Origin of the sequence: Cellulomonas fimi (assembly GCF_028583725.1) — a bacterium.
Classification (GTDB): Bacteria; Actinomycetota; Actinomycetes; order Actinomycetales; family Cellulomonadaceae; genus Cellulomonas; species Cellulomonas fimi_B.
This window is the reverse complement of the sequence record NZ_CP110680.1, coordinates 3,172,356-3,196,280: the sequence shown is the minus strand read 5'-3', so window position 1 is coordinate 3,196,280 and position 23,925 is coordinate 3,172,356. Positions and strand designations below refer to the sequence as shown.

At 74.1% G+C, this 23,925-nt stretch carries 25 protein-coding genes; 16 read left to right on the top strand and 9 right to left on the bottom strand.

Annotated elements, in window-relative coordinates; genetic code table 11:
- Positions 1-122: 122 nt before the first annotated feature.
- Positions 123-1,022, top strand: a complete 900-nt coding sequence (locus tag OOT42_RS14450) for an ABC transporter ATP-binding protein (RefSeq protein ID WP_273651883.1) — start codon at positions 123-125, stop codon at positions 1,020-1,022.
- Positions 1,019-1,864, top strand: a complete 846-nt coding sequence (locus OOT42_RS14445) for an ABC transporter permease (RefSeq protein WP_273651882.1) — start codon at positions 1,019-1,021, stop codon at positions 1,862-1,864. The genes OOT42_RS14450 and OOT42_RS14445 overlap by 4 nt, the downstream gene beginning before the upstream one ends.
- Positions 1,865-1,879: 15 nt before the next feature.
- Here the strand turns inward: OOT42_RS14445 and OOT42_RS14440 are convergent, their stop codons facing one another.
- Positions 1,880-2,329, bottom strand: coding sequence for a nitroreductase family deazaflavin-dependent oxidoreductase (locus tag OOT42_RS14440; protein WP_273651881.1), 450 nt, complete (start codon positions 2,327-2,329; stop codon positions 1,880-1,882).
- 63 nt (positions 2,330-2,392) lie between these two features.
- Between OOT42_RS14440 and OOT42_RS14435 the strand changes: the two genes are divergently transcribed.
- The 10 genes from OOT42_RS14435 (at position 2,393) to OOT42_RS14390 (ending at position 12,547) form a co-directional block, all read left to right on the top strand.
- Entirely contained in the window at positions 2,393-3,643 is a 1,251-nt protein-coding gene (locus tag OOT42_RS14435; RefSeq protein ID WP_273651880.1) for a sensor histidine kinase, read from the top strand.
- Between the two features lie 56 nt (positions 3,644-3,699).
- Positions 3,700-4,266 (top strand): response regulator, encoded by a 567-nt coding sequence (locus OOT42_RS14430; RefSeq protein ID WP_423776017.1) that lies wholly within the window; start codon positions 3,700-3,702, stop codon positions 4,264-4,266.
- 125 nt (positions 4,267-4,391) lie between these two features.
- The gene (locus tag OOT42_RS14425; protein ID WP_273651878.1) at positions 4,392-4,958 is read left to right on the top strand and encodes a pyridoxamine 5'-phosphate oxidase family protein; all 567 of its coding nucleotides are present in this window, start codon (positions 4,392-4,394) and stop codon (positions 4,956-4,958) included.
- 238 nt (positions 4,959-5,196) lie between these two features.
- On the top strand, positions 5,197-5,754 hold the full coding sequence (locus OOT42_RS14420) for an AMIN-like domain-containing (lipo)protein (RefSeq protein WP_273651877.1): 558 nt from the start codon (positions 5,197-5,199) through the stop codon (positions 5,752-5,754).
- Positions 5,755-6,042: 288 nt separating this feature from the next.
- On the top strand, positions 6,043-7,917 hold the full coding sequence (locus OOT42_RS14415) for an acetolactate synthase large subunit (RefSeq protein ID WP_273651876.1): 1,875 nt from the start codon (positions 6,043-6,045) through the stop codon (positions 7,915-7,917).
- 3 nt (positions 7,918-7,920) lie between these two features.
- Positions 7,921-8,445 carry an acetolactate synthase small subunit gene (ilvN, locus tag OOT42_RS14410; protein ID WP_124342018.1) on the top strand — a complete coding sequence of 175 codons (525 nt, stop codon included), beginning with the start codon at positions 7,921-7,923 and terminating at the stop codon, positions 8,443-8,445.
- Between the two features lie 45 nt (positions 8,446-8,490).
- Positions 8,491-9,519 carry a ketol-acid reductoisomerase gene (gene ilvC, locus OOT42_RS14405; RefSeq protein ID WP_162351346.1) on the top strand — a complete coding sequence of 343 codons (1,029 nt, stop codon included), beginning with the start codon at positions 8,491-8,493 and terminating at the stop codon, positions 9,517-9,519.
- A 103-nt stretch (positions 9,520-9,622) separates the two neighbouring features.
- Positions 9,623-10,165 carry an ASCH domain-containing protein gene (locus OOT42_RS14400; RefSeq protein ID WP_273651875.1) on the top strand — a complete coding sequence of 181 codons (543 nt, stop codon included), beginning with the start codon at positions 9,623-9,625 and terminating at the stop codon, positions 10,163-10,165.
- Between the two features lie 81 nt (positions 10,166-10,246).
- Positions 10,247-11,311, top strand: a complete 1,065-nt coding sequence (locus tag OOT42_RS14395) for a 3-isopropylmalate dehydrogenase (protein ID WP_162351348.1) — start codon at positions 10,247-10,249, stop codon at positions 11,309-11,311.
- Between the two features lie 126 nt (positions 11,312-11,437).
- The gene (locus tag OOT42_RS14390; RefSeq protein WP_273651874.1) at positions 11,438-12,547 is read left to right on the top strand and encodes a branched-chain amino acid aminotransferase; all 1,110 of its coding nucleotides are present in this window, start codon (positions 11,438-11,440) and stop codon (positions 12,545-12,547) included.
- A gap of 48 nt (positions 12,548-12,595) precedes the next feature.
- Here OOT42_RS14390 and OOT42_RS14385 read toward each other — a convergent pair whose 3' ends face one another.
- The gene (locus OOT42_RS14385) at positions 12,596-12,901 is read right to left on the bottom strand and encodes a hypothetical protein (RefSeq protein ID WP_273651873.1); all 306 of its coding nucleotides are present in this window, start codon (positions 12,899-12,901) and stop codon (positions 12,596-12,598) included.
- Positions 12,902-12,979: 78 nt separating this feature from the next.
- Positions 12,980-13,642: a DUF6069 family protein gene (locus OOT42_RS14380; protein ID WP_273651872.1), complete on the bottom strand. Its 663-nt coding sequence runs from the start codon at positions 13,640-13,642 to the stop codon at positions 12,980-12,982.
- A gap of 497 nt (positions 13,643-14,139) precedes the next feature.
- On the opposite strand from OOT42_RS14380, the gene cimA reads away from it, so the two are divergent.
- The 3 genes from cimA (at position 14,140) to OOT42_RS14365 (ending at position 17,770) form a co-directional block, all read left to right on the top strand.
- Positions 14,140-15,690 carry a citramalate synthase gene (cimA, locus tag OOT42_RS14375; RefSeq protein WP_423776016.1) on the top strand — a complete coding sequence of 517 codons (1,551 nt, stop codon included), beginning with the start codon at positions 14,140-14,142 and terminating at the stop codon, positions 15,688-15,690.
- Positions 15,691-15,779: 89 nt separating this feature from the next.
- Complete coding sequence (locus tag OOT42_RS14370; protein ID WP_273651870.1) at positions 15,780-16,673, top strand: sensor domain-containing protein; 894 nt, start codon at positions 15,780-15,782, stop codon at positions 16,671-16,673.
- Positions 16,674-16,693: 20 nt separating this feature from the next.
- On the top strand, positions 16,694-17,770 hold the full coding sequence (locus OOT42_RS14365; protein ID WP_273651869.1) for a lipoate--protein ligase family protein: 1,077 nt from the start codon (positions 16,694-16,696) through the stop codon (positions 17,768-17,770).
- Positions 17,771-17,828: 58 nt separating this feature from the next.
- On the opposite strand, the gene OOT42_RS14360 is transcribed toward OOT42_RS14365, so the two are convergent.
- From OOT42_RS14360 to ybaK, 4 genes are all read right to left on the bottom strand, one after another.
- Positions 17,829-18,149 carry a DUF202 domain-containing protein gene (locus OOT42_RS14360; protein ID WP_273651868.1) on the bottom strand — a complete coding sequence of 107 codons (321 nt, stop codon included), beginning with the start codon at positions 18,147-18,149 and terminating at the stop codon, positions 17,829-17,831.
- On the bottom strand, positions 18,146-18,511 hold the full coding sequence (locus OOT42_RS14355) for a YidH family protein (RefSeq protein WP_273651867.1): 366 nt from the start codon (positions 18,509-18,511) through the stop codon (positions 18,146-18,148). The genes OOT42_RS14360 and OOT42_RS14355 overlap by 4 nt, the downstream gene beginning before the upstream one ends.
- Before the next feature lie 290 nt (positions 18,512-18,801).
- Positions 18,802-19,569, bottom strand: coding sequence for a YggS family pyridoxal phosphate-dependent enzyme (locus tag OOT42_RS14350; protein ID WP_273651866.1), 768 nt, complete (start codon positions 19,567-19,569; stop codon positions 18,802-18,804).
- A 29-nt stretch (positions 19,570-19,598) separates the two neighbouring features.
- Entirely contained in the window at positions 19,599-20,102 is a 504-nt protein-coding gene (gene ybaK, locus OOT42_RS14345) for a Cys-tRNA(Pro) deacylase (RefSeq protein ID WP_273651865.1), read from the bottom strand.
- An 85-nt stretch (positions 20,103-20,187) separates the two neighbouring features.
- On the opposite strand from ybaK, the gene OOT42_RS14340 reads away from it, so the two are divergent.
- Positions 20,188-20,586, top strand: a complete 399-nt coding sequence (locus tag OOT42_RS14340) for a YccF domain-containing protein (protein WP_273651864.1) — start codon at positions 20,188-20,190, stop codon at positions 20,584-20,586.
- Positions 20,587-20,605: 19 nt separating this feature from the next.
- On the opposite strand, the gene OOT42_RS14335 is transcribed toward OOT42_RS14340, so the two are convergent.
- Together OOT42_RS14335 and OOT42_RS14330 are read right to left on the bottom strand one after the other, a co-directional pair.
- Positions 20,606-21,220: a VIT1/CCC1 transporter family protein gene (locus OOT42_RS14335; RefSeq protein ID WP_273651863.1), complete on the bottom strand. Its 615-nt coding sequence runs from the start codon at positions 21,218-21,220 to the stop codon at positions 20,606-20,608.
- A 143-nt stretch (positions 21,221-21,363) separates the two neighbouring features.
- The gene (locus OOT42_RS14330; protein ID WP_273651862.1) at positions 21,364-23,916 is read right to left on the bottom strand and encodes a DEAD/DEAH box helicase; all 2,553 of its coding nucleotides are present in this window, start codon (positions 23,914-23,916) and stop codon (positions 21,364-21,366) included.
- Positions 23,917-23,925 lie beyond the last annotated feature (9 nt).

Here is a 23,925-nt window from a genome sequence, read left to right as displayed (position 1 = left end):
CCGAGCCGACGCGAGCCGGCCACCGGGACCGCCGGCGCGCCCCGGGGTCAACCGATCGGTGGACGGACATGACAGTGCCTCGGTCGTCGCGCCGTCGCCTCGCCCCGGACCAGGCTGAGGGCATGACGACATCGGCAGGCGCCCCCGCGATCGAGGTCGCGGGCCTGCGCAAGCGGTACGGGCCCAAGCAGGCCGTCGACGGCCTCGACCTGCACGTCGACCGCGGCGAGATCGTCGCGATCCTCGGGCCGAACGGTGCGGGCAAGACGACGACCGTCGAGATCCTGGAGGGGTACCGGCACCGCGACGAGGGCGACGTCCGCGTCCTCGGCGAGGACCCGCAGACGGCGGGCCGGGTGTGGCGGTCCCGTCTGGGGATCGTGCTGCAGGGCACGAACGACCTCGCCGAGGCGACGGTCGGCGAGCTCGTCCGGCACTTCGGCCGCTTCTACCCGGACCCGCGCGACCCCGACGAGGTGATCGACGCCGTGGGTCTGCGCGAGAAGGTCCGCACGCGTGCCCGGCAGCTCTCGGGCGGTCAGCGGCGCCGGCTCGACGTCGCGCTCGGCATCGTCGGGCGGCCCGAGCTCGTGTTCCTCGACGAGCCGACGACGGGCTTCGACCCGCAGGCCCGGCGATCGTTCTGGGACCTCGTCGAGGGGCTGCGTGCCGACGGCACGACGATCCTGCTGACGACGCACTACCTCGAGGAGGCCGAGCGGCTCGCCGACCGCGTCGTGGTCGTCGCGGCCGGCCGCGTCGTCGCGGAGGGGGCGCCGGCCGACCTCGGCGGTCGCGACGCCCGCCGGGCGCTCGTGCGCTGGGTCGAGGACGGCCGGCGGCACGAGGTCCGCACCGACGACGCGTCCCGCACGGTCGCCGACCTGCTCGCCCGGCTCGGCGACGTGCCCGCCCTGGAGGTCGTGCGACCGACCCTCGAGGACGTCTACCTCGGTCTGCTCCAGAGCGTCGACACGCCCGTCGACGCGCCCGTCCCCACCCGTGCGGAGGTCCTGCGATGACCAGCCTCGCCCCGGCGGACCCCTCGACCGCGCGTCGCACCGCGGTCCCCGGCGTCCTGCGCCTCGGTCTCGTGCGTGCCCTCTACGAGGTGCGCGTGTTCTTCCGGGAGCGCGACGCGGTCGTGTTCATCTTCGCGTACCCGGTCATCATGATGGCGATCTTCGCGACGGTCTTCGGGCAGGACGGCGCGACCGTCCCGGCCGGTGACGTCGAGATCCCGTTCGCGCAGTACTTCCTTCCGGGCATGCTCGCGACGGGCGTCATGCTGTCGAGCTTCCAGTCGCTCGCGATCTCGATCTCTGTCGAGCGCGACGAGGGCGGCCTCAAGCGCCTGCGCGGCACGCCCATGCCGGCGTCGGCGTACTTCCTCGGCAAGATCGGGCAGGTGCTCGGCAGCGGGCTCGTGCAGACCGCGATCCTGCTGACCGTCGCGGCGACCCTGTTCGACGTCACGCTGCCGTCGACGGTGGGGGACTGGGCGACGTTCGCGTGGGTCTACCTGCTGGGCACCGCCGCGGGCTCGGTGTGCGGGGTGGCGTTCTCGTCGGTGCCCCGCTCGGGCCGGTCGGCGAGCGCGGTCGTCACGCCGATCGTCCTGGTCCTGCAGTTCATCTCCGGCGTGTTCTTCCAGTGGGACTCGTTGCCGACCTGGATGCAGCAGGTCGCGTCGGTGTTCCCCCTGCGGTGGCTCGTCGAGGGCATGCAGGCGGCGTTCCTGCCCGACGCGGTCGCGGGCGACGTCGACCTCCTCACGACGGCGCTCGTGCTCGGCGTGTGGTTCGCCGCGGGCCTCGTCGTCGGGGCGCGGTGGTTCCGCTGGCGTCGCCGTGACGACGGCTGACGTCCGGCGGACCCCTCAGGCGGGGCGGAGGCGGAACACCGGGTGGGTCGGGACGAGCGGCACGAACGCCTCGACCGGGTCGCCGGGCGCGACGTCGAACACCCGCCGCACGACCGCGACCTCCTGCAGGTACTGCCGCAGCACGGGGGCGCCGGTTGCGGCGTCGACCTCCTCGGCGACCAGCCGCTCGGTGCGCCGGCCGCGCCGCGCCTCGACCACACCCACCGCGCGCACGTTGCGCACCCACCCGACCGGGCCGTACGGGGCGACGAGCCAGCGGACGCCGTCGCGCTCGACGAGCGTCACCGGGGTCGTGCGCGGCTCGCCCGACGTGCGCCCGGCGACCGTCAGCAGGACCGTGCCGCGCGGACCGGTGCCCCGCCGCACCATCGCCGTGACGAGCCCGTCCACCGCCCGCCGGACCCAGCCCCGCCGCCGCCCGTCCACCCGTCCGCCTGCGTCCATGCCCGCATCCTGCCGGGCGCGCGCCGCCCGGTCGACGGACCTCCACGTGGCAGGCTCGGCGGCATGACCAGGCGCACGCCCCGGCCGGTGGCCCGGCACGAGTTCTGGGTGCGCGCGCTGCGCGGCTGGGACATCGGGTTCTACGCGATCACGGCCGTCGCGGGGGTCTCGATCGCCGTCGAGGTTCGCTCGCTGCGCGAGGCCGCGCTGGCGGTCCTCGGCCTGGCCGCGCTCGTCGTCGCCTACCTCGCCCTGGGCCGGCGCGGTGCCGTCCGCGGCGACGTGCGGCTGACGCGCACCTACCTCGCGGTCCTCGTCACCGTCGTCGTGCTGGAGGTGGGCCTCTCCGAGCTCGGGTCCGTGCTGCTGTTCGTCGGCTACTCGCAGATCTGGTTCTTCGCGACGCGCCGGCTCGAGGGCGTGCTGTGGAGCGTGCTGCTGACCGTCGCGTTCGGCGCCGCGATCGTCGTGCGCGAGCCCGGCGCCCTGGGGACGGTCGCCGACGCCACCGAGCTCGTCGGGCAGGTCGGCACGGGCCTGGTCTTCGCGATCGCGCTCGGGCTGTGGATCACGTGGGTGTCGGAGCAGAGCGAGGAGCGCGCCGCGCTCGTCGAGGACCTCAACGCCGCGCAGGCGGAGCTCGCGTCGACGCACCACACGACCGGGGTGCTCGCCGAGCGCGCGCGCCTCGCGCAGGAGATCCACGACACGCTCGCGCAGGGGTTCACGAGCGTCGTCATGCTCGCGCAGGCGGCGTCGGCCGAGCTCGCGCGCGACCGGGTCGGACCGGCGACCGAGCGGGTCGGCCAGATCGAGCAGGTCGCGCGCGACAACCTCGCGCAGGCGCGGGCCCTCGTCGCCGCGTTCGGGCCGCCGGAGCTGGAGCGCGGCACGCTCGGCGACGCGCTCGACCGGCTCGCCGCCCGGTTCGAGGCGGAGACGCAGGTCCGCGTCGAGGTCACCGGTCTGCAGGCGCTCGGCGTCGTCGGCCCCGAGCACGCGGTCGTCCTGCTGCGGGCCGCGCAGGAGGCGCTCGCGAACGTCCGCAAGCACGCCGGCGCGACGGCCGTCCGGCTCGCCGTCGCGCGGGACGGCGACGAGGTGCGGCTCGAGGTCGTCGACGACGGGCGCGGGCTCCCGGCGGGCGCCGTGGAGGGCGTCGGGCTGCGGGGGATGCGGGAACGTGTCGACGCCGGCGGCGGGACCGTCGAGGTCGGCAGCGGACCGGGCGGCGGCACCCGGGTGGCGGTGACGCTGCCCAGCAGCCCGTCGACCGGCGGGACGCGGACGGACGGGACGGGGGAGGACGCGTGACGATCCGGGTGCTGCTGGCCGACGACCACCCCGTGGTCCGCTCGGGGCTGGCCGGGATGCTGGCCGTCGAGCCGGACCTGGAGGTCGTCGGCGAGGCGGGCGACGGCGAGCAGGCCGTGGCGCTCGCCGAGGTGCTGCGGCCCGACATCGTCCTCATGGACCTGCGGATGCCGGTGCTCGACGGCGCGAGCGCGACGGCGACCATCACGGGCACGCTGCCCGGGGTGCGCGTGCTGGTGCTCACGACGTACGAGACCGACACCGACATCCTGCGGGCGGTCGAGGCGGGCGCGACCGGCTACCTGCTCAAGGACACGCCGCGCGACCAGCTCGTCGCGGGGGTGCGCGCGGCGGCGCGGGGCGAGTCGGCGCTGTCGCCGTCGGTCGCCCGGCGGTTGGTGCAGCAGGTCCGCGGCGACGCCGAGCGGCTCACCGCGCGCGAGCAGGAGGTCCTCGCGGGGGTGGCCCGGGGGCTGTCGAACGCCGCGATCGGGCGCGAGCTGTTCATCACCGAGGCGACGGTCAAGACGCACCTGCTGCGCGCGTTCGCGAAGCTCGGGGTCGACGACCGCACGCGTGCGGTGACCGTCGCGATCGAGCGGGGCATCCTGCCGGGGGCGTGACGTCCCCGCGGTGTGCGGCGCCAGCGGGGCGCGGCGCCCGGCGCGCGGACGTCGTCGTCGGGCCGCGCGGCGGGGCGGCTAGCGTGTCGGGGCGACGGCAGGGCACGACGACGGGAGGCGACGCGATGGGCAAGGTCCACGAGCGGATCGACGAGCGGATGCGCCGCTTCCTCCTCGCGCAGCACGTCTTCTTCGTCGCGACCGCCCCGAGCGGCGCCGACGGGCACGTCAACGTCTCGCCCAAGGGCGTCGACGGCTCGTTCGTCGTGCTCGACGACCACACGGTCGCGTACCTGGACCTCACCGCGAGCGGCGCCGAGACCATCGCGCACCTGCGCGAGAACGGCCGGATCACGGTCATGTTCTGCGCGTTCGACGGCCCGCCGAACATCGTGCGGCTGCACGGCCGCGGCCGGTTCGTGACGTTGTACGACGACGGCTTCGCGGAGCTGCTCGCACTGTTCGGCGAGACGCGCGGCGCGCGCGCGGTCGTCGTCGTCGACGTCGAGCGGGTCTCCGACTCGTGCGGCTACGGCGTGCCGCTGATGGACTACGTCGGGGAGCGCGACCTGCTGCCGCCGTACATGGAGCGCAAGGGCGCCGACGGGCAGGCGGCGTACCGGCGGCAGAAGAACCGCACGAGCATCGACGGCCTGCCCGCGTTCGACTTCGACCCGGAGCCCGCGGTCTGACGACGGCGCCCGGGCGCCGCGGCCCGGCCGCGGGCCGACCGTCCGTCGAGACCCGCCCACGACGTATCCAGCGGGCTGCTCGGCGGCTCCTTCGGGTGTGGGAACCGGCCTGCCGCCCGCCCGCACGCGACCCACAGCGCGGGCGAGTCCCGGCGCCGGCCGGCGACGACGACGTCGCCGGGCCCGGCACCGCACCACCAGGGGTTGTCCCTGTCCTCCGTCTCTGAGGTGGTGCCTCATGCGCAAGTGGATCGTCTCTCTCCTCACGCTCGCCCTCGTGGCGGGTCTGCACCTGCTGTCCGCCCCCGCCGCGTCCGCGTCGCCGTACTGCGGTCAGGTGTGGGGCTCGCTCGCGAAGTCGGCCTCGGGTCCGTCGGCCGACAACGTCGTCGGCGTCCGCGCCGGCCGCCACGCCTGTTACGACCGGCTCGTCCTGGACCTCGACTCACCGCTCGGGGGGTGGTCCGTCCGGTACGTGAGCGCGGTCGTGCAGGACGGTTCCGGCCTCCCGGTCGCGGTCCGGGGCGGTGCGCGCCTCGAGGTGGTCGCGCATGCGGGCGTCATCCCGACCGACGCGTGGTTCGTCGACGACGGCGGCCGGCTGATCACCACGTCGTCGTACCGCACGTTCCGGGACGTCGTGTGGGCCGGCAGCTTCGAGGGCGTCACGACCATCGGCCTCGGGGTGCGGGCGCGCCTGCCGTTCCGGGCGTTCGTGCTCGCCGGTCCGGGCGGCGGGTCGCGGCTCGTCGTCGACGTCGGTCACCAGTGGTGCACGACGGGCACGACCTGCTGACGCGGTGCAGCGAGCGGCCGTCCGACGGGCGTCGCCGGACGGCCGCTCTTCCGATGGGTGGACACGTGAACCATCATGTGAGACGGCGTGACACCGAACCGACGGAGGCGTAGGGTCGCTCGCGTGCAGACGATCCTCGTAGTACTTCCTGAGCGCGCCGGCTGAGGCCACCGCACCCAGGTCCTCGTCCGCGCGCGCACCCCTCGTCCCGCCTCACGTCGGGGCCCGAGGGGTTTTTCTGTGTTCCGGCCCGACGAACACCCCACCGCACCACCCAGGGAGACACCGATGGTCCAGGGTCCTCACCCGGCACCGCCGCGAACGCCCGCGCCGCCCGTCCCGCAGGCCAGCCCCGCCGCCGTCGCGCACTCGCGCGCCGAGCGTGAGCGCGTCCCGGCCGCCACGACGGCGGTCGAGCAGGTCACCGGCGCACAGTCGATCGTCCGCTCGCTGGAGGAGCAGGGCGTCGAGGCCGTCTTCGGCATCCCGGGCGGCGCGATCCTCCCGCTCTACGACCCGCTGATGGACTCCGCGAAGGTGCGGCACATCCTGGTGCGCCACGAGCAGGGCGGCGGCCACGCGGCCGCCGGGTACGCGGCCGCGACCGGCAAGGTCGGCGTGTGCATGGCGACGTCCGGCCCGGGCGCGACGAACCTCGTGACCCCGATCGCCGACGCCCACATGGACTCGGTGCCGCTCGTCGCGATCACGGGCCAGGTCGTCGCGTCGCTCATCGGCACCGACGGCTTCCAGGAGGCCGACATCGTCGGCATCACCCTGCCGGTGACCAAGCACAACTACCTCGTGACCGACGCGGACGACATCCCGCGCGTGATCGCCGAGGCGTTCCACATCGCCGCGAGCGGTCGGCCGGGCCCCGTGCTCGTCGACATCTCCAAGTCGGCGATGCAGGCGCAGACCACGTTCTCGTGGCCGCAGGAGGTGTCGCTGCCCGGGTACCACCCGGTGACCAAGCCGCACGCCAAGCAGATCCGCGAGGCCGCCCGCCTGCTCGCGACGTCGCGCCGGCCCGTGCTGTACGTCGGCGGCGGCGTGATCCGCGCCGGCGCGGCCGCCGAGCTGCGCGCGCTGGTCGACGCGTCGGGCGCGCCCGCCGTGACGACCCTGATGGCGCGCGGTGCGCTGCCCGACACGCACCCGCAGCACCTGGGCATGCCCGGCATGCACGGCACGGTCGCCGCGGTGGCCGCGCTGCAGAAGGCCGACCTCATCGTGGCCCTCGGCGCACGGTTCGACGACCGCGTCACCGGCCAGCTCGCGTCGTTCGCCCCGAACGCCACCGTCGTGCACGCCGACATCGACCCCGCGGAGATCGGCAAGAACAAGGCCGTCGACGTGCCGATCGTCGGCGACCTGCGCGAGGTCCTCGCCGACCTGCTGCCCGAGCTCGCGCGCGAGCACGGCCAGCACGGCAAGCCCGACCTCGAGGCGTGGTGGAAGCAGCTCGACGCATGGCGCGAGACGTTCCCGCTGGGCTACGACGAGCCGTCGGACGGCCACCTGGCGCCGCAGCACGTCATCCAGCGCATCGGCGAGCTGTCCGGTCCCGAGGCGATCTACGCCGCGGGCGTGGGCCAGCACCAGATGTGGGCCGCGCAGTTCATCAAGTACCAGCGCCCCAACTCGTGGCTCAACTCCGGCGGCCTCGGCACCATGGGCTACTCGGTCCCCGCCGCGATGGGCGCGAAGGTCGGCCAGCCCGACCGCACGGTGTGGGCGATCGACGGCGACGGCTGCTTCCAGATGACCAACCAGGAGCTCGCCACCTGCACGATCAACGACATCCCGATCAAGGTCGCGGTCATCAACAACTCGTCGCTCGGCATGGTCCGGCAGTGGCAGACGCTGTTCTACGAGTCGCGGTACTCGAACACCGACCTGCACACCGGCCACGGCACCGTGCGCGTGCCCGACTTCGTCAAGCTCGCCGACGCCTACGGCTGCGTGGGCCTGCGCTGCGAGTCGAAGGCCGACGTGGACGCCACCATCAAGCGTGCGCTCGAGATCGACGACCGCCCCGTGGTCGTGGACTTCACGGTGTCGCGCGACGCGATGGTGTGGCCGATGGTCGCCGCGGGCGTGAGCAACGACGACATCCAGTACGCCCGGGGCATCAGCCCCTCGTGGGACCGAGAGGACTGACCCATGAGCCGCCACACGCTGTCCGTGCTGGTCGAGAACAAGCCCGGTGTGCTCACGCGCGTCGCGGGCCTGTTCGCCCGCCGGTCGTTCAACATCCACTCGCTCGCCGTGGGCCCGACGGAGCACGAGGAGATCTCGCGCATCACCGTCGTCGTCGACGTCGACGAGCTGCCCCTGGAGCAGGTGACGAAGCAGCTCAACAAGCTGATCAACGTCATCAAGATCGTCGAGCTCGAGGACGCGTCCTCGGTGCAGCGCGAGCTGCTGCTCGTCAAGGTCAAGGCCGACACCGCGCAGCGGACGTCGGTCCTCGAGGTCGTCCAGCTGTTCCGGGCGCACGTCGTCGACGTCGTCCCGGACACCGTCGTCGTCGAGGCGACGGGCAGCCCCGGCAAGCTCGACGCCCTCCTGACCGCCCTGGAGCCGTTCGGCATCCGTGAGATCGTGCAGTCCGGCACGGTCGCCATCGGCCGCGGCTCGCGCTCGATCACGGACCGGGCGCTCGAGCGCGTCTCGCGCTCCGCCTGACACCCTTCCTGACTGCACCACCGAACACGAACGAGGAGATCCACCGTGGCTGAGCTGTTCTACGACGACGACGCCGACCTGTCGGTCATCCAGTCCAAGAAGGTCGCCGTCATCGGCTACGGCAGCCAGGGGCACGCGCACTCCCTGAACCTGCGCGACTCGGGCGTCGACGTCACCGTCGGCCTCCGTGAGGGCTCGGCGTCCCGCGCCAAGGCCGAGAACGAGGGCCTCAAGGTCGCGACGGTCGCCGACGCCGTGCGCGACGCCGACGTCGTCGTGATCCTCGCGCCCGACCAGGTGCAGCGGATCGTCTACCGCGACGAGATCGAGCCGAACCTCAAGGACGGCGCCGCGCTCGTCTTCGGGCACGGCTTCAACATCCGCTTCGGCTACATCAAGCCCGCCGCGGGCCACGACGTCCTCATGGTCGCCCCCAAGGGCCCGGGCCACCTGGTCCGTCGCGAGTACGCCGACGGCCGTGGCGTGCCGGTCATCGTCGCCGTCGAGCAGGACGCGTCGGGCGAGGCGTGGAAGCTCGCGCTGTCCTACGCCAAGGGCATCGGCGGCCTGCGTGCCGCGGGCATCAAGACGACCTTCACCGAGGAGACGGAGACCGACCTCTTCGGCGAGCAGGCCGTCCTGTGCGGTGGCGTGTCGCAGCTCATCCAGTACGGCTTCGAGACGCTGACCGAGGCCGGCTACCAGCCCGAGGTCGCGTACTTCGAGGTGCTGCACGAGCTCAAGCTCATCGTCGACCTCATCTTCGAGGGCGGCATCACCAAGCAGCGCTGGTCGGTCTCGGACACGGCCGAGTACGGCGACTACGTCTCGGGCCCGCGCGTCATCACGCCCGACGTCAAGGCGAACATGCAGGCCGTCCTCGCGGACATCCAGAACGGTGCCTTCGCCAAGCGCTTCATCGACGACCAGGACGCCGGTGCGCCGGAGTTCAAGGAGCTGCGCGAGAAGGGCCAGAACCACCCGATCGAGCCCGTGGGCCGCGAGCTCCGCAAGCTGTTCGCGTGGGTCAAGCCCTCGGACTCCGACTATGTCGAGGGTTCCGCGGCGCGCTGACGCGCAGCCACGTCCCGACGGGCGTGCGACCGGGTCTCCGCCCAGGTCGCACGCCCGTCGTGCTTCACGCCAAGATGGGCGCACCACCGACGGAGGGACGACGATGACCGAGCAGTCGACGACCGGCGCGAGCGGCGAGGACCAGCGGATCACCGCGTTCTGGCAGGCGGCCCGCGGGCACCTCGGGCTCGGCAAGCTCGACGCCGTCCTGGGGGAGCAGCCCAAGGACGTCGTCCCGCCGCCGTCGTGGTCGTTCGGGGACAACCCGGTGCTCGCCGACCAGCTGCTCGCGCTCGTGCTCGACGGCCGCAAGACGGGCACGTCGACGGCGCTCGCGGAGCTCGAGGACGAGGGTCTCGCGCTGCCCGTCGTGGGTGACCTCTCGATCGTCCTCGACGGCACGGGCGAGCCGCGCGCGCTGCTGCGCACGACCGAGGTCGAGGTCGTGCCGTTCGACCAGGTCGGCGACGAGCACGCGCACGCGGAGGGCGAGGACGACCTGTCGCTCGCGTCGTGGCGCACGGAGCACGAGAAGTACTGGCGACGCGTGCTCGGCGACGACCGCTTCACGCCCGACCTGGCCGTCGTGACGGAGCGGTTCGAGCTCGTCTACCCGACGAGCGGGCCGACCCCGCCGGTCGACTAGGACCGCCCTCGCGGGCGGCGCACGCATTCCAGAAGGCGAGATGGCCGTCCCGGCCACTGGGACGCGGGTTAGGGTGCTCTCATGGCACCGAACGCTCCTGCCCCGGACCTCCGCCTCGCCGTCGTCGCCGGTGACGGCATCGGGACCGAGGTCGTCGAGCAGGGGCTGCTGGTCCTCGAGGCCGCGCTGCACGGCTCGGGCACCACGGTGTCGACCACCGACTTCGACCTGGGCGCGCGCCGCTGGCACGCGACGGGCGAGACGCTGACGGACACCGACCTCGACGCGATCCGCGGCCACGACGCGATCCTGCTGGGCGCCATCGGCGACCCGTCGGTCCCGTCGGGCGTCCTGGAGCGTGGGCTGCTGCTCAAGCTGCGCTTCGCGCTCGACCACTACGTCAACCTCCGGCCGGGCCGCCTGTACCCGGGCGTCACGAGCCCGCTCGCGAACCCCGGCGAGGTCGACTTCGTCGTGGTCCGCGAGGGCACGGAGGGCCCGTACGTCGGCAACGGTGGCGCGATCCGCGTCGGCACGCCCGCCGAGGTCGCGAACGAGGTCAGCGTCAACACCGCGTTCGGCGTCGAGCGCGTGGTCCGCGACGCGTTCGCGCGTGCCGCGGCCCGCCCGCGCAAGAAGCTCACGCTCGTGCACAAGCACAACGTCCTCGTGCACGCGGGCCACCTGTGGCGCCGCACGGTCGAGGCCGTCAACGCCGAGTTCCCCGACGTGACCGTCGACTACCTGCACGTCGACGCGGCGACGATCTTCCTCGTGACGAACCCGTCGCGCTTCGACGTGATCGTCACGGACAACCTCTTCGGCGACATCCTCACGGACCTCGCCGCGGCGATCACGGGCGGCATCGGCCTCGCGGCGTCGGCGAACATCAACCCGGACCGCACCGCGCCGAGCATGTTCGAGCCCGTGCACGGCTCCGCGCCGGACATCGCCGGCCAGGGCAAGGCCGACCCGACCGCCACGGTGCTGTCGGTCGCGCTCCTGCTCGACCACCTGGGCCAGACGGACGCGGCGCGCCGCGTCGAGGCCGCCGTCGCCGCCGACCTGGTCGAGCGCGGCTCGGCCGAGCGAGTACGGTCGACGGCCGAGGTGGGCAAGGACCTCGCCGCGCGCGTCGCCGGCTGACGTCCGCTCCCCGCGCCGTCCCCGCTCGGGCCCGACCTCGGTCGGCCGGGCGGTCCGGCGCGACCTGTCCACCCGGCCGTCCTCACCGGTACCGTCGTCAACGACCCTGGTGAAAGGCCCCCCGACATGAGCACCCTCGCAGCACCCACGTCCGCCGACCGGTTCGAGATCCGGCTCACGGACACCCCGGTCGACCCCGCCACGCGCGCCGCGGCGCTGGAGTCGCCCAAGTTCGGCACCGTGTTCACCGAGCACATGGCCCGCATCTCCTACCGGGACGGCGAGGGCTGGCACGACCGCCGCGTCGAGAAGTACGGCCCGCTGCAGCTCGACCCCGCGACCGCGGTCCTGCACTACGCGCAGGAGATCTTCGAGGGCCTGAAGGCGTACCAGCACGCCGACGGCTCCGTCTGGACGTTCCGCCCGCAGGCGAACGCGGCGCGGTTCGCGCGGTCCGCGCAGCGCCTCGCGCTGCCGCCGCTGTCGGAGGCCGACTTCCTCGGCTCGATCACGGCGCTGGTCCAGACGGACCGCGACTGGGTGCCGACGGGCGAGGAGACGAGCCTCTACCTGCGGCCGTTCATGTACGCCTCGGAGAGCTTCCTCGGCGTGCGCCCGTCGCTCGAGGCCGAGTACCTCGTCATCGCGTCGCCCGTCGGCCCGTACTTCTCGGGCGGCCTCAAGCCCGTGTCGATCTGGGTCGACACCGAGTACCACCGCGCCGGCGCGGGCGGTACGGGTGCGGCCAAGTGCGGCGGCAACTACGCCGCGAGCCTCCTGCCGCAGCAGAACGCGTACGCGAAGGGCTGTGAGCAGGTCTGCTTCCTCGACGCGACGACGAACACGCTGCTCGAGGAGCTCGGCGGCATGAACATCGTCGTGATCGGGGCCGACGGCAGCGCGTCGACACCCCCGATCTCGGGCTCGATCCTCGAGGGCGTGACGCGCGGCTCGATCCTGCAGCTCCTGTCCGACGCCGGGCACGAGGTCAACGAGCGGCCCATCCCGCTGGCCGAGCTCCGCGCGGGCATCGAGGACGGCTCGGTCGCCGAGGTGTTCGCGTGCGGCACCGCCGCGGTCGTGACCCCCATCGGCCGGCTCGCGAGCGACGACTTCGACCTCACCGTCGGCGACGGCGGCACGGGCCCGGTCACGGGCCGCATCCGCGCCGAGCTCACCGACATCCAGTACGGCCGCGCGACCGACCGTCACGGCTGGCTGCACCGCCTGGTCTGAGCGCGTCCCCGGACGGACGACGGCGACGAGGGCGGGACCTGGCGACGATCAGGTCCCGCCCTCGTGCCGGATCGGCCGGTAGCCCTCGAGCGCGGCGACCCCGCGCCGTGCCGCCTCGGCGCGCGCCGTGTCACCCGCCGACTCGTACAGCTCCGCCTCGTCGGCGAGCCGGCGCGCGGTGAGCTCGGCCAGCGATCGCACCTGGGCGTCCGACCACGGCCAGCCCTCCTTGTGCTCGGCGTACTCCGCGCCGCCGATGACGCGCCCGAGCGCGGCGGCGGCCGCCTCCTCGCCTCGCGCGCCCAGGTGGTCGCGTGCGGCGCGCAGGTCGGCCAGCACCGGTGCCTCGTCCATCCCCGCATCGTGCCAGCACGCCCGCGGTCGCTCGTCCGGCCCCGGCCCGTCGGTCCCCTCCGGTGAGCGACCGGTCCGCTAGACCCGCGGGACCGGCCGACGGGTCCAGGTGAGGACGCCCGACAGCAGGGACCAGATCGCGATCCCGATGACGAGGTGCACGATGCCGGTCGCGACGGCCGAGGTCGCGTCGTCGGTCCAGGTCAGCGGCAGCAGGGCGGCGACGAGCGTGACCAGGCCCATGATCCAGCCGAAGAACGACCGGGGCCGCGGCGTGGTGAGCACCAGGACGTGCAGCAGCGCGCCGGCGACCAGTGCGGCGACCACGGCGCCGACGACGAGCGACGTCATGGGCGAGTCCGTGCCGAAGAGGTCCTGGACGACCAGGTCGATGCCGAGGATCTCCTGCAGGACGAGCACGCCGGCGACCGCCACGAGCGCGGCGACGAGCGCGGTCGCGCCGACGCCCGCCCAGTACCGGCCCGCGTCGAGCCCGGGCCGGACAGGGGCGACGGGTGCGGCGGCGACGGGGGTGCCCGCGGGGTAGAGGGGCTGCGCGGCGGGTGCGGCCACGGCGGGCTGCACGACCGCGGGCTGCACGACGGGCGGCTGCGCGACCGGCTGGGCCACGGGCTGCGCGACGGGCTGGGCGTACGGCTGCGTGGGCGCGGACGGCTGCGCGGCGGGCCGCGTCGACTGCCGCTCGGGCGGCTGGGGAGCAGGTGCGTTCGGGTCGGACATGGGTCTCCTCGCGGCTCGTCGCGCGCGGGCCGTGCCCTGACCTGCGGTGCACCGCCCGGCTGTCCATTGGGTGGAACGAGTGACCACTCACCGTGACGTGTGCCACGATGAGGCCGTGACCATCTTCACGCTCATTATCGAGTAGCGCGTCAGCAGACACCGCTGACGCGCAGACCTCCCGTTCTCGGGGGGTCTTTTTGTTGGTCGGGCACCACCCCCGCCCGGCCGCACGCCGACCGACGTCACCGCCCACCACCGCGGGGCCGCAGGTCGACGGGACGCCGCCTCCCGCGCGGGTCCGGGCCCGCCGCAGGGCGGACGAGGACCCGCGTGGGCGACGGCACCGGACGCCGCCACCCGCAGGTAGCGTCAGGACGCCGCCGGGACGCCCGTCCCCGCACCGAGGAGAGCCGACCGTGACCGCAGCCACCCAGCCCACGGCCCTGTCGTTCCAGGTCTACGACACGACCCTGCGCGACGGCGCCCAGCAGGAGGGCATGAACCTCTCGGTCGCGGACAAGCTCGCGATCGCACCGCTGCTCGACGAGCTCGGCGTGGGCTTCATCGAGGGCGGCTGGCCGGGCGCGGTGCCGAAGGACACGGAGTTCTTCAAGCGCGCGGCGAAGGAGCTGGACCTGAAGAACGCCGAGCTCGCGGCGTTCGGGTCGACGCGCAAGGCCGGGACGCGGGCCGTCGACGACCCGCAGGTGCGCGCGCTGCTCGACTCCGAGGCGCCCGTCGTCGCGCTCGTCGCGAAGAGCGACCTGCGGCACGCCGAGCGCGCGCTGCGCACGACGGGCGAGGAGAACCTCGCGATGATCGCGGACACCGTGCAGCTGCTCGTGCGCGAGGGGCGCCGCGCGGTCGTCGACGCGGAGCACTTCTTCGACGGCTACCGGTTCGACCCGGCGTACTCGCGCGCGGCGGTCCTGACGGCGTTCGAGGCGGGCGCCGAGGTCGTCGCGCTGTGCGACACCAACGGTGGCATGATCCCCGCCTGGGTCACGCAGATCGTGCAGGAGATCCGCGAGGCCGTCGGGCCCGACGCGGTGCTCGGCATGCACGCGCACAACGACTCGGGCTGCGCGGTCGCGAACACGCTCGCGGCCGTCGAGGCGGGCTGCTCGCACGTGCAGGGCTGCGTCAACGGGTACGGCGAGCGCACGGGCAACGCCGACCTGCTGTCGATCGTCGCCAACCTCGAGCTCAAGTACGGCCTGCCGGTGCTGCGCCGCGCCGACGACGCGCCCGGCGGCCTGGCCGAGCTCACGCGCATCGCGCACGCAGTCGCCGAGATCACCAATATCTCGCCGTTCGCGCGGCAGCCGTACGTCGGCGCGAGCGCCTTCGCGCACAAGGCGGGGCTGCACGCGTCGGCGATCCGGGTCGACCCCGACCTGTACCAGCACATCGACCCCATGCAGGTCGGCAACGACATGCGCATGCTCGTCTCCGACATGGCCGGGCGGGCGTCGATCGAGCTCAAGGGCCGCGAGCTCGGCTTCGACCTGTCGGGGCAGCCCGAGGTGCTCGGCCGCATCACGGACCGCGTCAAGGACGCCGAGGCCCGCGGGTACACGTACGAGGCCGCGGACGCGTCGTTCGAGCTGCTGCTCGTCGAGGAGGTGCACGGCGCGCGCCCGCAGTACTTCCGGGTCGAGTCGTGGCGCACGATCGTCGAGCGGGTCGGCGGGCGCGGCACCCTCGCGACGGCCGAGGCGACGGTCAAGCTGCACGCCGGCGGCGAGCGCATCGTGAGCACCGGCGAGGGGAACGGCCCGGTCAACGCGCTCGACCACGCGCTGCGGCAGGCGCTCGTCCGCGTGTACCCCGAGGTCGAGACGTTCGAGCTCATCGACTTCAAGGTCCGCATCCTCGACTCGATGCACGGCACCGACGCGGTGACCCGCGTCCTCATCGAGACGACCGACGGCCAGCGCTCGTGGAGCACGGTCGGCGTCGGGCCGAACCTGCTGGAGGCCTCGTGGGAGGCGCTCACCGACTCGACCATCTGGGGGCTGCACGCACGAGGCGTCGAGCCTCGCTGAGATTTCGCCCTCGCGGGCCCCGGGCCTGGTCCTAGGGTCGTGCTGACGGGTCCGCTGACCTGGACCGGCCCGTCGGGAGGAGCGAGGACGTGGCGGGCACCATGCCGCAGCCGGACGGGACCACGCCCGACGCCGCACCACCGCGCGGCGCGCTCGGGGGACCCGGCTCGGGTGCGCCGCCACCGCAGGACCGGCGCTCGCGCGGCTGGTGGTGGCTCCTCGTCGTCGCGGTCGTCGTCGCCGTCGTGCTGCTCGTCGTCCGGCCGTGGGCGAGCGCCGCTCCCGTACCGGAACCGTCGACCGGCAGCACCGCGACGGACGCGACACCGACGCCCTCGCCGACGGTCAGCGTCGTCCCGCCCGCCGACCAGGCCGTCTTCGACGCGGCGACGCTCGGGTCGCTGTTCGTCACGGACGTCGACCTGGAGACGGACGTCCCCGCAGCACGCGACGGCATCGAGCGGACCGACACGGGGGAGATGGTCTGGGGCCTGCCCGAGGGGTCGAGCGTCGACCCGGCGTCCTGCACGCCGGCCGTGACGGTCGTCGCGCAGCCCCCCGCCGCGTACGGCGGCCGCATCTGGGCGAACGACGCGATGACCTTCGTCCAGCAGGTGGCGGTGCTGCCCGACCCGGCGTCCGCGCGCCAGGCGTTCGCCCAGCTCGTCACGACGGTCGACGCGTGCCCGACGTACTCCCAGGTCAACCCCGGGGTGGACGGCGCGACGTGGACGGCCGACGCCGCGATCGAGGGCCAGGGCGTCTACCCGTCGATCGTGCAGCCGGTCGTGCACGCGGCGGAGGGAGACGAGGTCCCCGCCTACCGGGGGCACCTGCTGGTCGGCAACACCATCGTCACCTGGACCGCGTCGGCGCTCGCGGGCGGCGACACCCAGGACGCCCTCGACACGCTCGGCGACCCGGAGTCGCTCGACACGATGGTCCAGCACCGGGCGCAGGAGGCGGTGCTGGCGCTCGGCTGACGTCCGCCTAGGGTGGGGGCGTGCACGGCGAGTACAAGGTTCCGGGCGGCAAGCTCGTGGTGGTCGACGTCGACGTGCGCGACGGCGTGCTGAGCGGCACGAGCGTGAGCGGCGACTTCTTCCTCGAGCCCGACGAGGCGCTCGACGTCGTCCGGGCCGCGCTCGACGGCCAGCCCGCCGACGCCCCGACGCCGCGGCTCGCGGCCGCGGTCGACGACGCGCTCGCCGCGGCGCACACCGAGGGCCGCCTGTCGCAGCCGCCGGTCATGGTCGGCTTCGACGCGCGCGCGGTGGCGGTCGCGGTGCGCCGGGCGCTCGGGCTGTCGACCGCCTGGTCCGACCACGCGTTCGAGGTCCTGCACCCGGGCCCGCTGCCGCCCGCGGTCCACGCCGCGCTCGACCAGGTGCTCACCGAGGAGCTCGCGGCGGGGCGGCGCGGCCCGACGCTGCGGTTCTGGGAGTGGGTCGAGCCGGCGGTGATCATCGGCTCGTTCCAGTCGCTGCGCAACGAGGTCGACCTGGAGGCCGTCGAGCGGTACGGGATCACCGTCGTGCGGCGCGTGTCGGGCGGTGGGGCGATGTTCATGGAGGCGGGCAACTGCATCACGTTCTCGCTGGTGGTGCCCGCGTCGCTGGTCGACGGCATGAGCTTCGAGGAGTCGTACGCGTTCCTCAACCAGTGGGTGCTGGGCGCGCTCGCCGACGTGGGCGTGCGCGCGGAGCTGAGCGGGCTCAACGACATCTCGTCGCCCGCCGGGAAGATCGCCGGGTCGGCGCAGAAGCGCGTCGTCGGTGGCGCGGTCCTGCACCACGTGACGATGTCGTACGACATCGACGCGACGAAGATGCTCGAGGTCCTGCGGATCGGGCGCGAGAAGCTGTCCGACAAGGGCACACCGAGCGCGAACAAGCGGGTCGACCCGGTGCGCTCGCAGACGCACCTGTCGCGCGAGGCCGTGATCGCCGCGTTCCGCGCGCACTTCGCGTCGCGCTACACGGCCGTCGACGGCGACCTGCGGCCGGAGGAGCTGGCCCGGGCGCAGGAGCTGGCGCGCACCAAGTTCGCCGACCCCGCCTGGACGGCCCGCGTCCCCTGACGAGGGAGGCGGCGGGCCGTGCTCGCCGGGCCGGTCCCGCGGCGGGTAGGCCCCGCGATCAGCGCAGCGCGGGGACGACGACGACGGCGAGGGCCGCGACGCCCAGCAGGGTCACGCCGACGGCGCACGTGGCGACGAGCAGGCCGCCCGGGCGGTCGCCGCGGCGCGTGGCGAGCAGCCACCCCCGGCGGCGGCCTGCCGCGACCAGCACGAGGCCCGCGCCGACGAGGCCCGCGACCGCGAGCAGCCACGACACGGGTCCCACCACGTCCTGCAGGAGCCGACCCGCCGCGACCCCGCCCGCCGCGAGACCGAGGGCCGTGCGGCGCCACGCGAGGCGTGTGCGCTCGGCAGCCAGGCCGACGTCCTCGACGCTCACGCGAGCAGGAGCCCGAGCAGGACGAGCAGGCCCGCGACGAGCACGCCGACGACGAGCGCGAGGAAGCCGACGGGCGGCGGCAGCGGATCGCCGCGGCGCATCGCGCGCTCGGCGCGCGCCCAGCCGAGCCAGGCCAGCAGCGGAGCCGCGGTGCCGAGCACGACGAGCAGCGTCGCGGCCGCGAGCCGGAGCCCCGGCTCGACGGGCAGGTCGAGCGCCTCGAGCGCGACGCCGCCGGCCAGCAGCGCGAGCGACGTGCGCACCCAGGCGAGGAAGGTCCGCTCGTTGGCGAGGGAGAACCGGGCGTCGGGCTCGTCGCCGGAGCCGTAGACCCAGCGGGGTCGGCGCGGTGCGGGGGACATGGCCCCATCCTCGCGTCCGCCGCGGCGGTCCGGTGACGCGGACGACACGACGAGCAGCACGGAGGTGCGACCGGCGTCACACCCGGAGACGTATCTGGTGCCCCGCCCGCGTCTCCTCAGCCGGCGACCGGGCGAGGAGGGACCACCATGACGCTGCTCGAGCGCGACCTGCGCCGGATGCACCTGCTGCACCAGCGCGACCTCCACGCCCGCCTCCACCGCAGCGCCCGTGCCGAGCTCCGGACGGCCCAGGAGGTGCTGCTGCGCGGCGGACACCCGGGACGGGCGTCTCAGGCCGGTGGGCGCGCCCCGAACACGGCCGACCCGACCCGCACGAGCGTCGCGCCGTGGCGGACGGCCACCTCCAGGTCCCCGCTCATGCCCATCGACAGCTCGCGCGCCTCCGAGGTCCCGGGCTCGCCGGACGCGACCACGTCGTCGCGCACGGCCGCCAGCGCCGCGTAGCCGGCGCCGACCGCGGCGGGGTCGGGCGACCTCAGGCCGACGGTCATGAAGCCCGCGAGCCGCAGCCCGGGCAGCGCCGCGACGGTCGTCGCGAGGTCCGCCGCGGCGTCGAGCGTGACCCCGTGCTTGGTCGGCTCGCCCGACACGTTGACCTGCACCAGCACGTCGAGCGGCGTCGCACGGTCCGCGCAGCGTCCGGCCAGCCGGCGCGCGAGCGCGAGCGACTCGACCGACTCGACGCACGACACCCACCGCAGCGCCGCGTTGACCTTGTTGGACTGCAGCGGTCCGATCAGGTGCGTGACCGGGCCGAGGTCGGCCAGCGCCGGACCCTTCGCGACGAGCTCCTGCACGCGGTTCTCGCCGATCAGCACCGGCGCGAGCGTCCCGTCGGCCTCGACCGCGGCGGCGTCGGCGGCGAGCGCGGCGCGGACGCGGGCGGCGTCGACCGTCTTCGTGGCGAGCAGGACGCGTACCGACCGCGGGTCGCGGCCCGCGGCCGCGCAGGCGTCGGCGACGCGCGCACGCACGGCGGCCAGACGGTCGGCCAGCAGCGCGCGCTCGTCGTCGCCCGCGGGCGCGGTGGTCGTCACGGCGTCAGACGGTACCCGCAGGGGCGCCGTCAGCCGCGCGCGATGTCGGCGACCGTCGCGGCCGTGAGCCGGACCAGGTCGTCGGGCGCGAGCTCGACGTCCAGCCCGCGCCGCCCGCCGGAGACGAACACGGTGTCGAACAGCCACACCGTCTCGTCGACGACGGTCGGGTGCGCGGTCTTCTGGCCGAGCGGGGAGATCCCCCCGACGACGTAACCGGTCGCGCGCTCCGCGTCGGGCTTCGCCGCCATGGCGGCCTTCTTGCCGCCCGCGGCCTGCGCGAGGGCCTTGAGGTCGAGCTTGCCCGTCACCGGCACGACGGCCACCGTGAGCCGCCCGTCGACGCTCGTCATGAGCGTCTTGAAGACCTGCTCCGGGGGCACGCCGAGGACCTGCGCGGCCTCCAGCCCGTACCCGACGTCGCTCGCCGGGTCGTGCTCGTACGGGTGCGCGGTGTGCGGCACCCCGGCCGCCGCGAGCGCGACGAGCGCGGGGGTCCCGGAGGGGGCGTGCTTCGCGTCCTTCTTCGCCACGGGCGTCAGCCTAGGCCGGACCGGTGCGCGCCGACCGGGCCGTCCGGACCCGCGCGGGACCGGGCGGGGATGGCAGGCTGGGGGAGTGAAGACCCTGCTCAACGTCATCTGGCTGGTCCTCGCGGGACTGTGGCTCGCGCTCGGGTACGTCGCTGCCGGGGTGCTGTGCTGCCTGCTGATCGTGACGATCCCGTTCGGGATCGCGTCCTTCCGCATCGCCGGCTACGCCCTGTGGCCGTTCGGCCGCACGGTCGTCGACAAGCCGACCGCGGGGGCGTGGTCGACGATCGGCAACGTGATCTGGGTGGTCGTGGCGGGGATCTGGCTCGCGATCGGCCACGTGGTCACGGCGATCCCGCTGTTCGTGTCGATCATCGGCATCCCGCTCGGCATCGCGAACCTCAAGATGATCCCGGTGTCGCTGCTGCCGCTCGGCAAGGAGATCGTCCCGACCGACCGGCCGTTCGCCGCCTACGGCGCCTGACCCTCCGGCCGGCGCGGCGTCAGAGCGCGAGCCCGACGACGCTCCCGACGCCGTAGGTCACGGCCATCGCGAGCCCGCCACCGACGATGTTGCGCAGCACGGCCCGTCGGACGGGTGCGCCGCCGGCGCGGGCGCTCAGTGCACCGGTGACGACCAGCGCGGCGATCACGGCCGCGGCCACGACCGGCACGCGCGCGGCCGCGGTCGGGACCAGCAGGACCGCGAGGACCGGCACGAGACCGCCGACGAGGAACGCGACGAGCGAGGCGCCGGCGGCGTGCCAGGGGTCGGTGAGCTCGGTGTCGTCGTCGAGCGCGCCCGATGCGATGCCCGCGCGCTCGGCGTCCCGCTGCGAGGAGACCGAGACGTACTCGCCGGCGGCCATCGACAGCGCGCCCGCGACCAGACCGGCGATGCCGGCGGTGACGACGGCCGACCGCGCGGGGGCCGCACCGGCGACGCCGACGACCATCGCGGCGACGGACACGATGCCGTCGTTGGCGCCCAGGACGGCGGCACGCAGCCGGTTGAGCCGGCCGGCGCTCAGGGGCTCGGGGTTCGGGGCGGACGGCTCGACAGAGCTCCCCTCGGGGGAGCGGCGCGGTCCGACGAGGTGGGTCGACAGGGCGCTCATGGTGCCACCGTAGGCACCCCCGGTCTTGCTTGTCATCGCAGGAAAGGCTGCCCTGACCTGCGCAAACACAGCGGAGCCTTACCTCACCGAGTCCTGCCTCGCCGGGCTTCCGGCGGCGGGCGGGCGGGTCCGCGGCGCCGTCGTCAGAGCGGCCCGACGGCCGTCACGCGGAGCTGGACCTCACCCGTCTCGTCCGAGCCGGGCAGGTCGACGACGGCGTCGATGCGCCAGTCGTGGTCGCCCTCCGGGTCGTCGAGGAGCTGTCTGACCTGCCACGTCGTGGGGGTGGCGGTCACCTGGAACAGCGCGGGGCCGCGCGCCGCCGGACCCGTCAGCACCTCGTCGTGGTCGTCGTAGTAGGGGTCGAGCGCGTCGGCCCACCGGTCCGACGTCCACGGCGCGCCCTCGTCGTCGCGGTCGCCCAGCGCGGCGAGCGCGTCGTACGCCTCACGCGCCACGAGCTCGACGCGCCGGAACAGGGCGCCGCGGACGAGTGCCCGGAAGACGCGCGGGTTGGCCGTGATCGGCTCGGGCGTGTCGTCGTCGGTGCCGCCGGGCGCGTCGGCCCCGGGCTCGTCGAGCGGGTTCGACAGGCGCTCCCACTCGTCGAGCAGGCTCGAGTCGGTGCGCCGCACGAGGTCGCCGAGCCACTCGACGATCTCCCACAGCTCCTCGGTGCGGGCGTCCTCGGGGACCGTCTGGCGCAGCGCGCGGTACGCGTCGGCGAGGTAGCGCAGCAGGACGCCCTCGGTCCGGTCGAGCTGGTAGTGCGACACGTACTCGGCGAACGTCATCGCCTTCTCGTGCATCTCGCGCACGACCGACTTGGGCGACAGCGCCAGGTCGGCGACCCACGGGTTGGTCTGCCGGTACGTCGTGAACGCCGCGTCGAGCAGCTCCGCGAGCGGCTTCGGGTAGGTGACGTCCTCGAGCAGCGCCATGCGCTCGTCGTAGTCGAGCCCGTCGGCCTTCATCGCGGCGACGGCCTCACCGCGGGCGCGGTTCTCCTGCGCGGCGAGCACCTGGCGCGGGTCGTCGAGCGTCGCCTCCAGCACGGACACGACGTCGTGCGCGTACGCCGGGTCGTCGCGGTCGAGCAGGTCGAGCGCGGCGTACGCGAACGGGGACAGCGCCTGGTTGAGCGCGAAGTTGGGCGGCAGGTCGTGCGTGAGCCGGACGGCGCGACGGCGACCGTGCGGCGCCGACGGGTCCTCGACCCAGGGCCGCTCGACGACGCCCGACGCCCGCAGCGACCGGTAGACGGCGATCGCGCGGCGCACGTGCCGCCCGCGCGCGGCCTCGGGCTCGTGGTTGTCGGTGAGCAGCCGCGTCATGTGCGCGACCGGGTCGCCCGGGCGGGCCAGGACGTGCAGGACCATCGCGTGCGACACCGCGAACGACGACGTCAGCGGCTCGGGCGGCGCGTCGCGCAGGCGCTCGAACGTCTTGTCGGTCCAGTTCACGTGACCGGCGGGCGCCTGCTTGCGGACGATCTTCTTGAGCTTGCGGGGGTCGTCACCGGCCTTCTCCAGCGCCCGGCGGTTCTCGATGACGTGCTCGGGCGCGAGGACGATGACCTCGCCGACGGTGTCGAAGCCCGCGCGGCCGGCGCGCCCGGCGATCTGGTGGAACTCACGCGCCGACAGGTGCCGCATGCGCACGCCGTCGTACTTCACGAGGCTCGTGAGCAGGACGGTCCGGATCGGCACGTTGATGCCGACGCCGAGCGTGTCCGTGCCGCACACGACGGGCAGCAGACCCTTCTGCGTGAGGCGCTCCACGACCCGGCGGTACTTCGGCAGCATGCCCGCGTGGTGCACGCCGACGCCGTGCCGCAGCAGTCGCGACAGCGTGCGGCCGAAGCCGGGCCCGAACCGGAACGCGCCGAGCTCGGCGGCGATCGCGTCGCGCTGCTCGCGGCTCGCGAGCGTCGTCGACAGCAGCGACTGCGCGCGCTCGACGGCCTCCTTCTGCGTGAAGTGCACGACGTAGACGGGGGAGCGGCGCGTCTTCACGAGCTCGTCGAGCAGCTCGTGCAGCGGCTCGACCGCGTACGTGAACGTCAGCGGCACAGGACGCTGCGCGTTGGCGACGACGGCCACGTCGAGGCCCGTGCGGCGGTGCAGGTCGTCGCGGAAGAACGACACGTCGCCGAGCGTCGCCGACATCAGCAGGAACTGCGTGCGCGGCAGCTCCAGGAGCGGCACCTGCCACGCCCAGCCGCGCTGCGGGTCGGCGTAGAAGTGGAACTCGTCCATGACGACCTGGCCGACGTCGGCGTCCTCGCCGTCGCGCAGCGCGAGGTTGGCCAGGATCTCGGCGGTGCAGCAGACGATCGGCGCCGTCGGGTTCACGGCCGAGTCGCCCGTCATCATGCCGACGTTCTGCGAGCCGAACGCCTCGACGAGCGCGAAGAACTTCTCGCTCACCAGCGCCTTGAGCGGTGCGGTGTAGTACGTGCGACGGCCCTGGGCCAGCGCGACGAAGTGCGCGGCCGTCGCGACGAGCGACTTCCCGGAGCCCGTCGGCGTCGACAGGATCACGTGCGCGCCCGTCACGAGCTCGAGGAGCGCCTCCTCCTGGTGCGGGTAGAGGGCGAGGCCGCGGTCGGCGGCCCACCCCGTGAACGCCTCGTACAGCGCGTCGGCGTCGGTCGGGTCCGCCGGGATGCGGTCGGCGAGGGTCGCGGTGCTCATCGCGGTCGA

Bases quoted from the DNA above. Each gene is read 5' to 3' on its own strand.
- OOT42_RS14390 (WP_273651874.1), top strand. From the start codon at position 11,438: ATGAGCACCCTCGCAGCACCCACGTCCGCCGACCGGTTCGAGATCCGG.
- OOT42_RS14420 (WP_273651877.1), top strand. From the start codon at position 5,197: ATGCGCAAGTGGATCGTCTCTCTCCTCACGCTCGCCCTCGTGGCGGGT.
- OOT42_RS14430 (WP_423776017.1), top strand. From the start codon at position 3,700: ATGCTGGCCGTCGAGCCGGACCTGGAGGTCGTCGGCGAGGCGGGCGAC.
- OOT42_RS14385 (WP_273651873.1), bottom strand. From the start codon at position 12,901: ATGGACGAGGCACCGGTGCTGGCCGACCTGCGCGCCGCACGCGACCAC.
- OOT42_RS14450 (WP_273651883.1), top strand. From the start codon at position 123: ATGACGACATCGGCAGGCGCCCCCGCGATCGAGGTCGCGGGCCTGCGC.
- OOT42_RS14355 (WP_273651867.1), bottom strand. From the start codon at position 18,511: ATGTCCCCCGCACCGCGCCGACCCCGCTGGGTCTACGGCTCCGGCGAC.
- OOT42_RS14400 (WP_273651875.1), top strand. From the start codon at position 9,623: ATGACCGAGCAGTCGACGACCGGCGCGAGCGGCGAGGACCAGCGGATC.
- cimA (WP_423776016.1), top strand. From the start codon at position 14,140: ATGAACCTCTCGGTCGCGGACAAGCTCGCGATCGCACCGCTGCTCGAC.
- OOT42_RS14380 (WP_273651872.1), bottom strand. From the start codon at position 13,642: ATGTCCGACCCGAACGCACCTGCTCCCCAGCCGCCCGAGCGGCAGTCG.
- OOT42_RS14440 (WP_273651881.1), bottom strand. From the start codon at position 2,329: ATGGACGCAGGCGGACGGGTGGACGGGCGGCGGCGGGGCTGGGTCCGG.
- OOT42_RS14330 (WP_273651862.1), bottom strand. From the start codon at position 23,916: ATGAGCACCGCGACCCTCGCCGACCGCATCCCGGCGGACCCGACCGAC.
- OOT42_RS14415 (WP_273651876.1), top strand. From the start codon at position 6,043: ATGGTCCAGGGTCCTCACCCGGCACCGCCGCGAACGCCCGCGCCGCCC.
- OOT42_RS14435 (WP_273651880.1), top strand. From the start codon at position 2,393: ATGACCAGGCGCACGCCCCGGCCGGTGGCCCGGCACGAGTTCTGGGTG.
- OOT42_RS14395 (WP_162351348.1), top strand. From the start codon at position 10,247: ATGGCACCGAACGCTCCTGCCCCGGACCTCCGCCTCGCCGTCGTCGCC.
- OOT42_RS14445 (WP_273651882.1), top strand. From the start codon at position 1,019: ATGACCAGCCTCGCCCCGGCGGACCCCTCGACCGCGCGTCGCACCGCG.
- ilvN (WP_124342018.1), top strand. From the start codon at position 7,921: ATGAGCCGCCACACGCTGTCCGTGCTGGTCGAGAACAAGCCCGGTGTG.
- OOT42_RS14335 (WP_273651863.1), bottom strand. From the start codon at position 21,220: ATGAGCGCCCTGTCGACCCACCTCGTCGGACCGCGCCGCTCCCCCGAG.
- OOT42_RS14425 (WP_273651878.1), top strand. From the start codon at position 4,392: ATGGGCAAGGTCCACGAGCGGATCGACGAGCGGATGCGCCGCTTCCTC.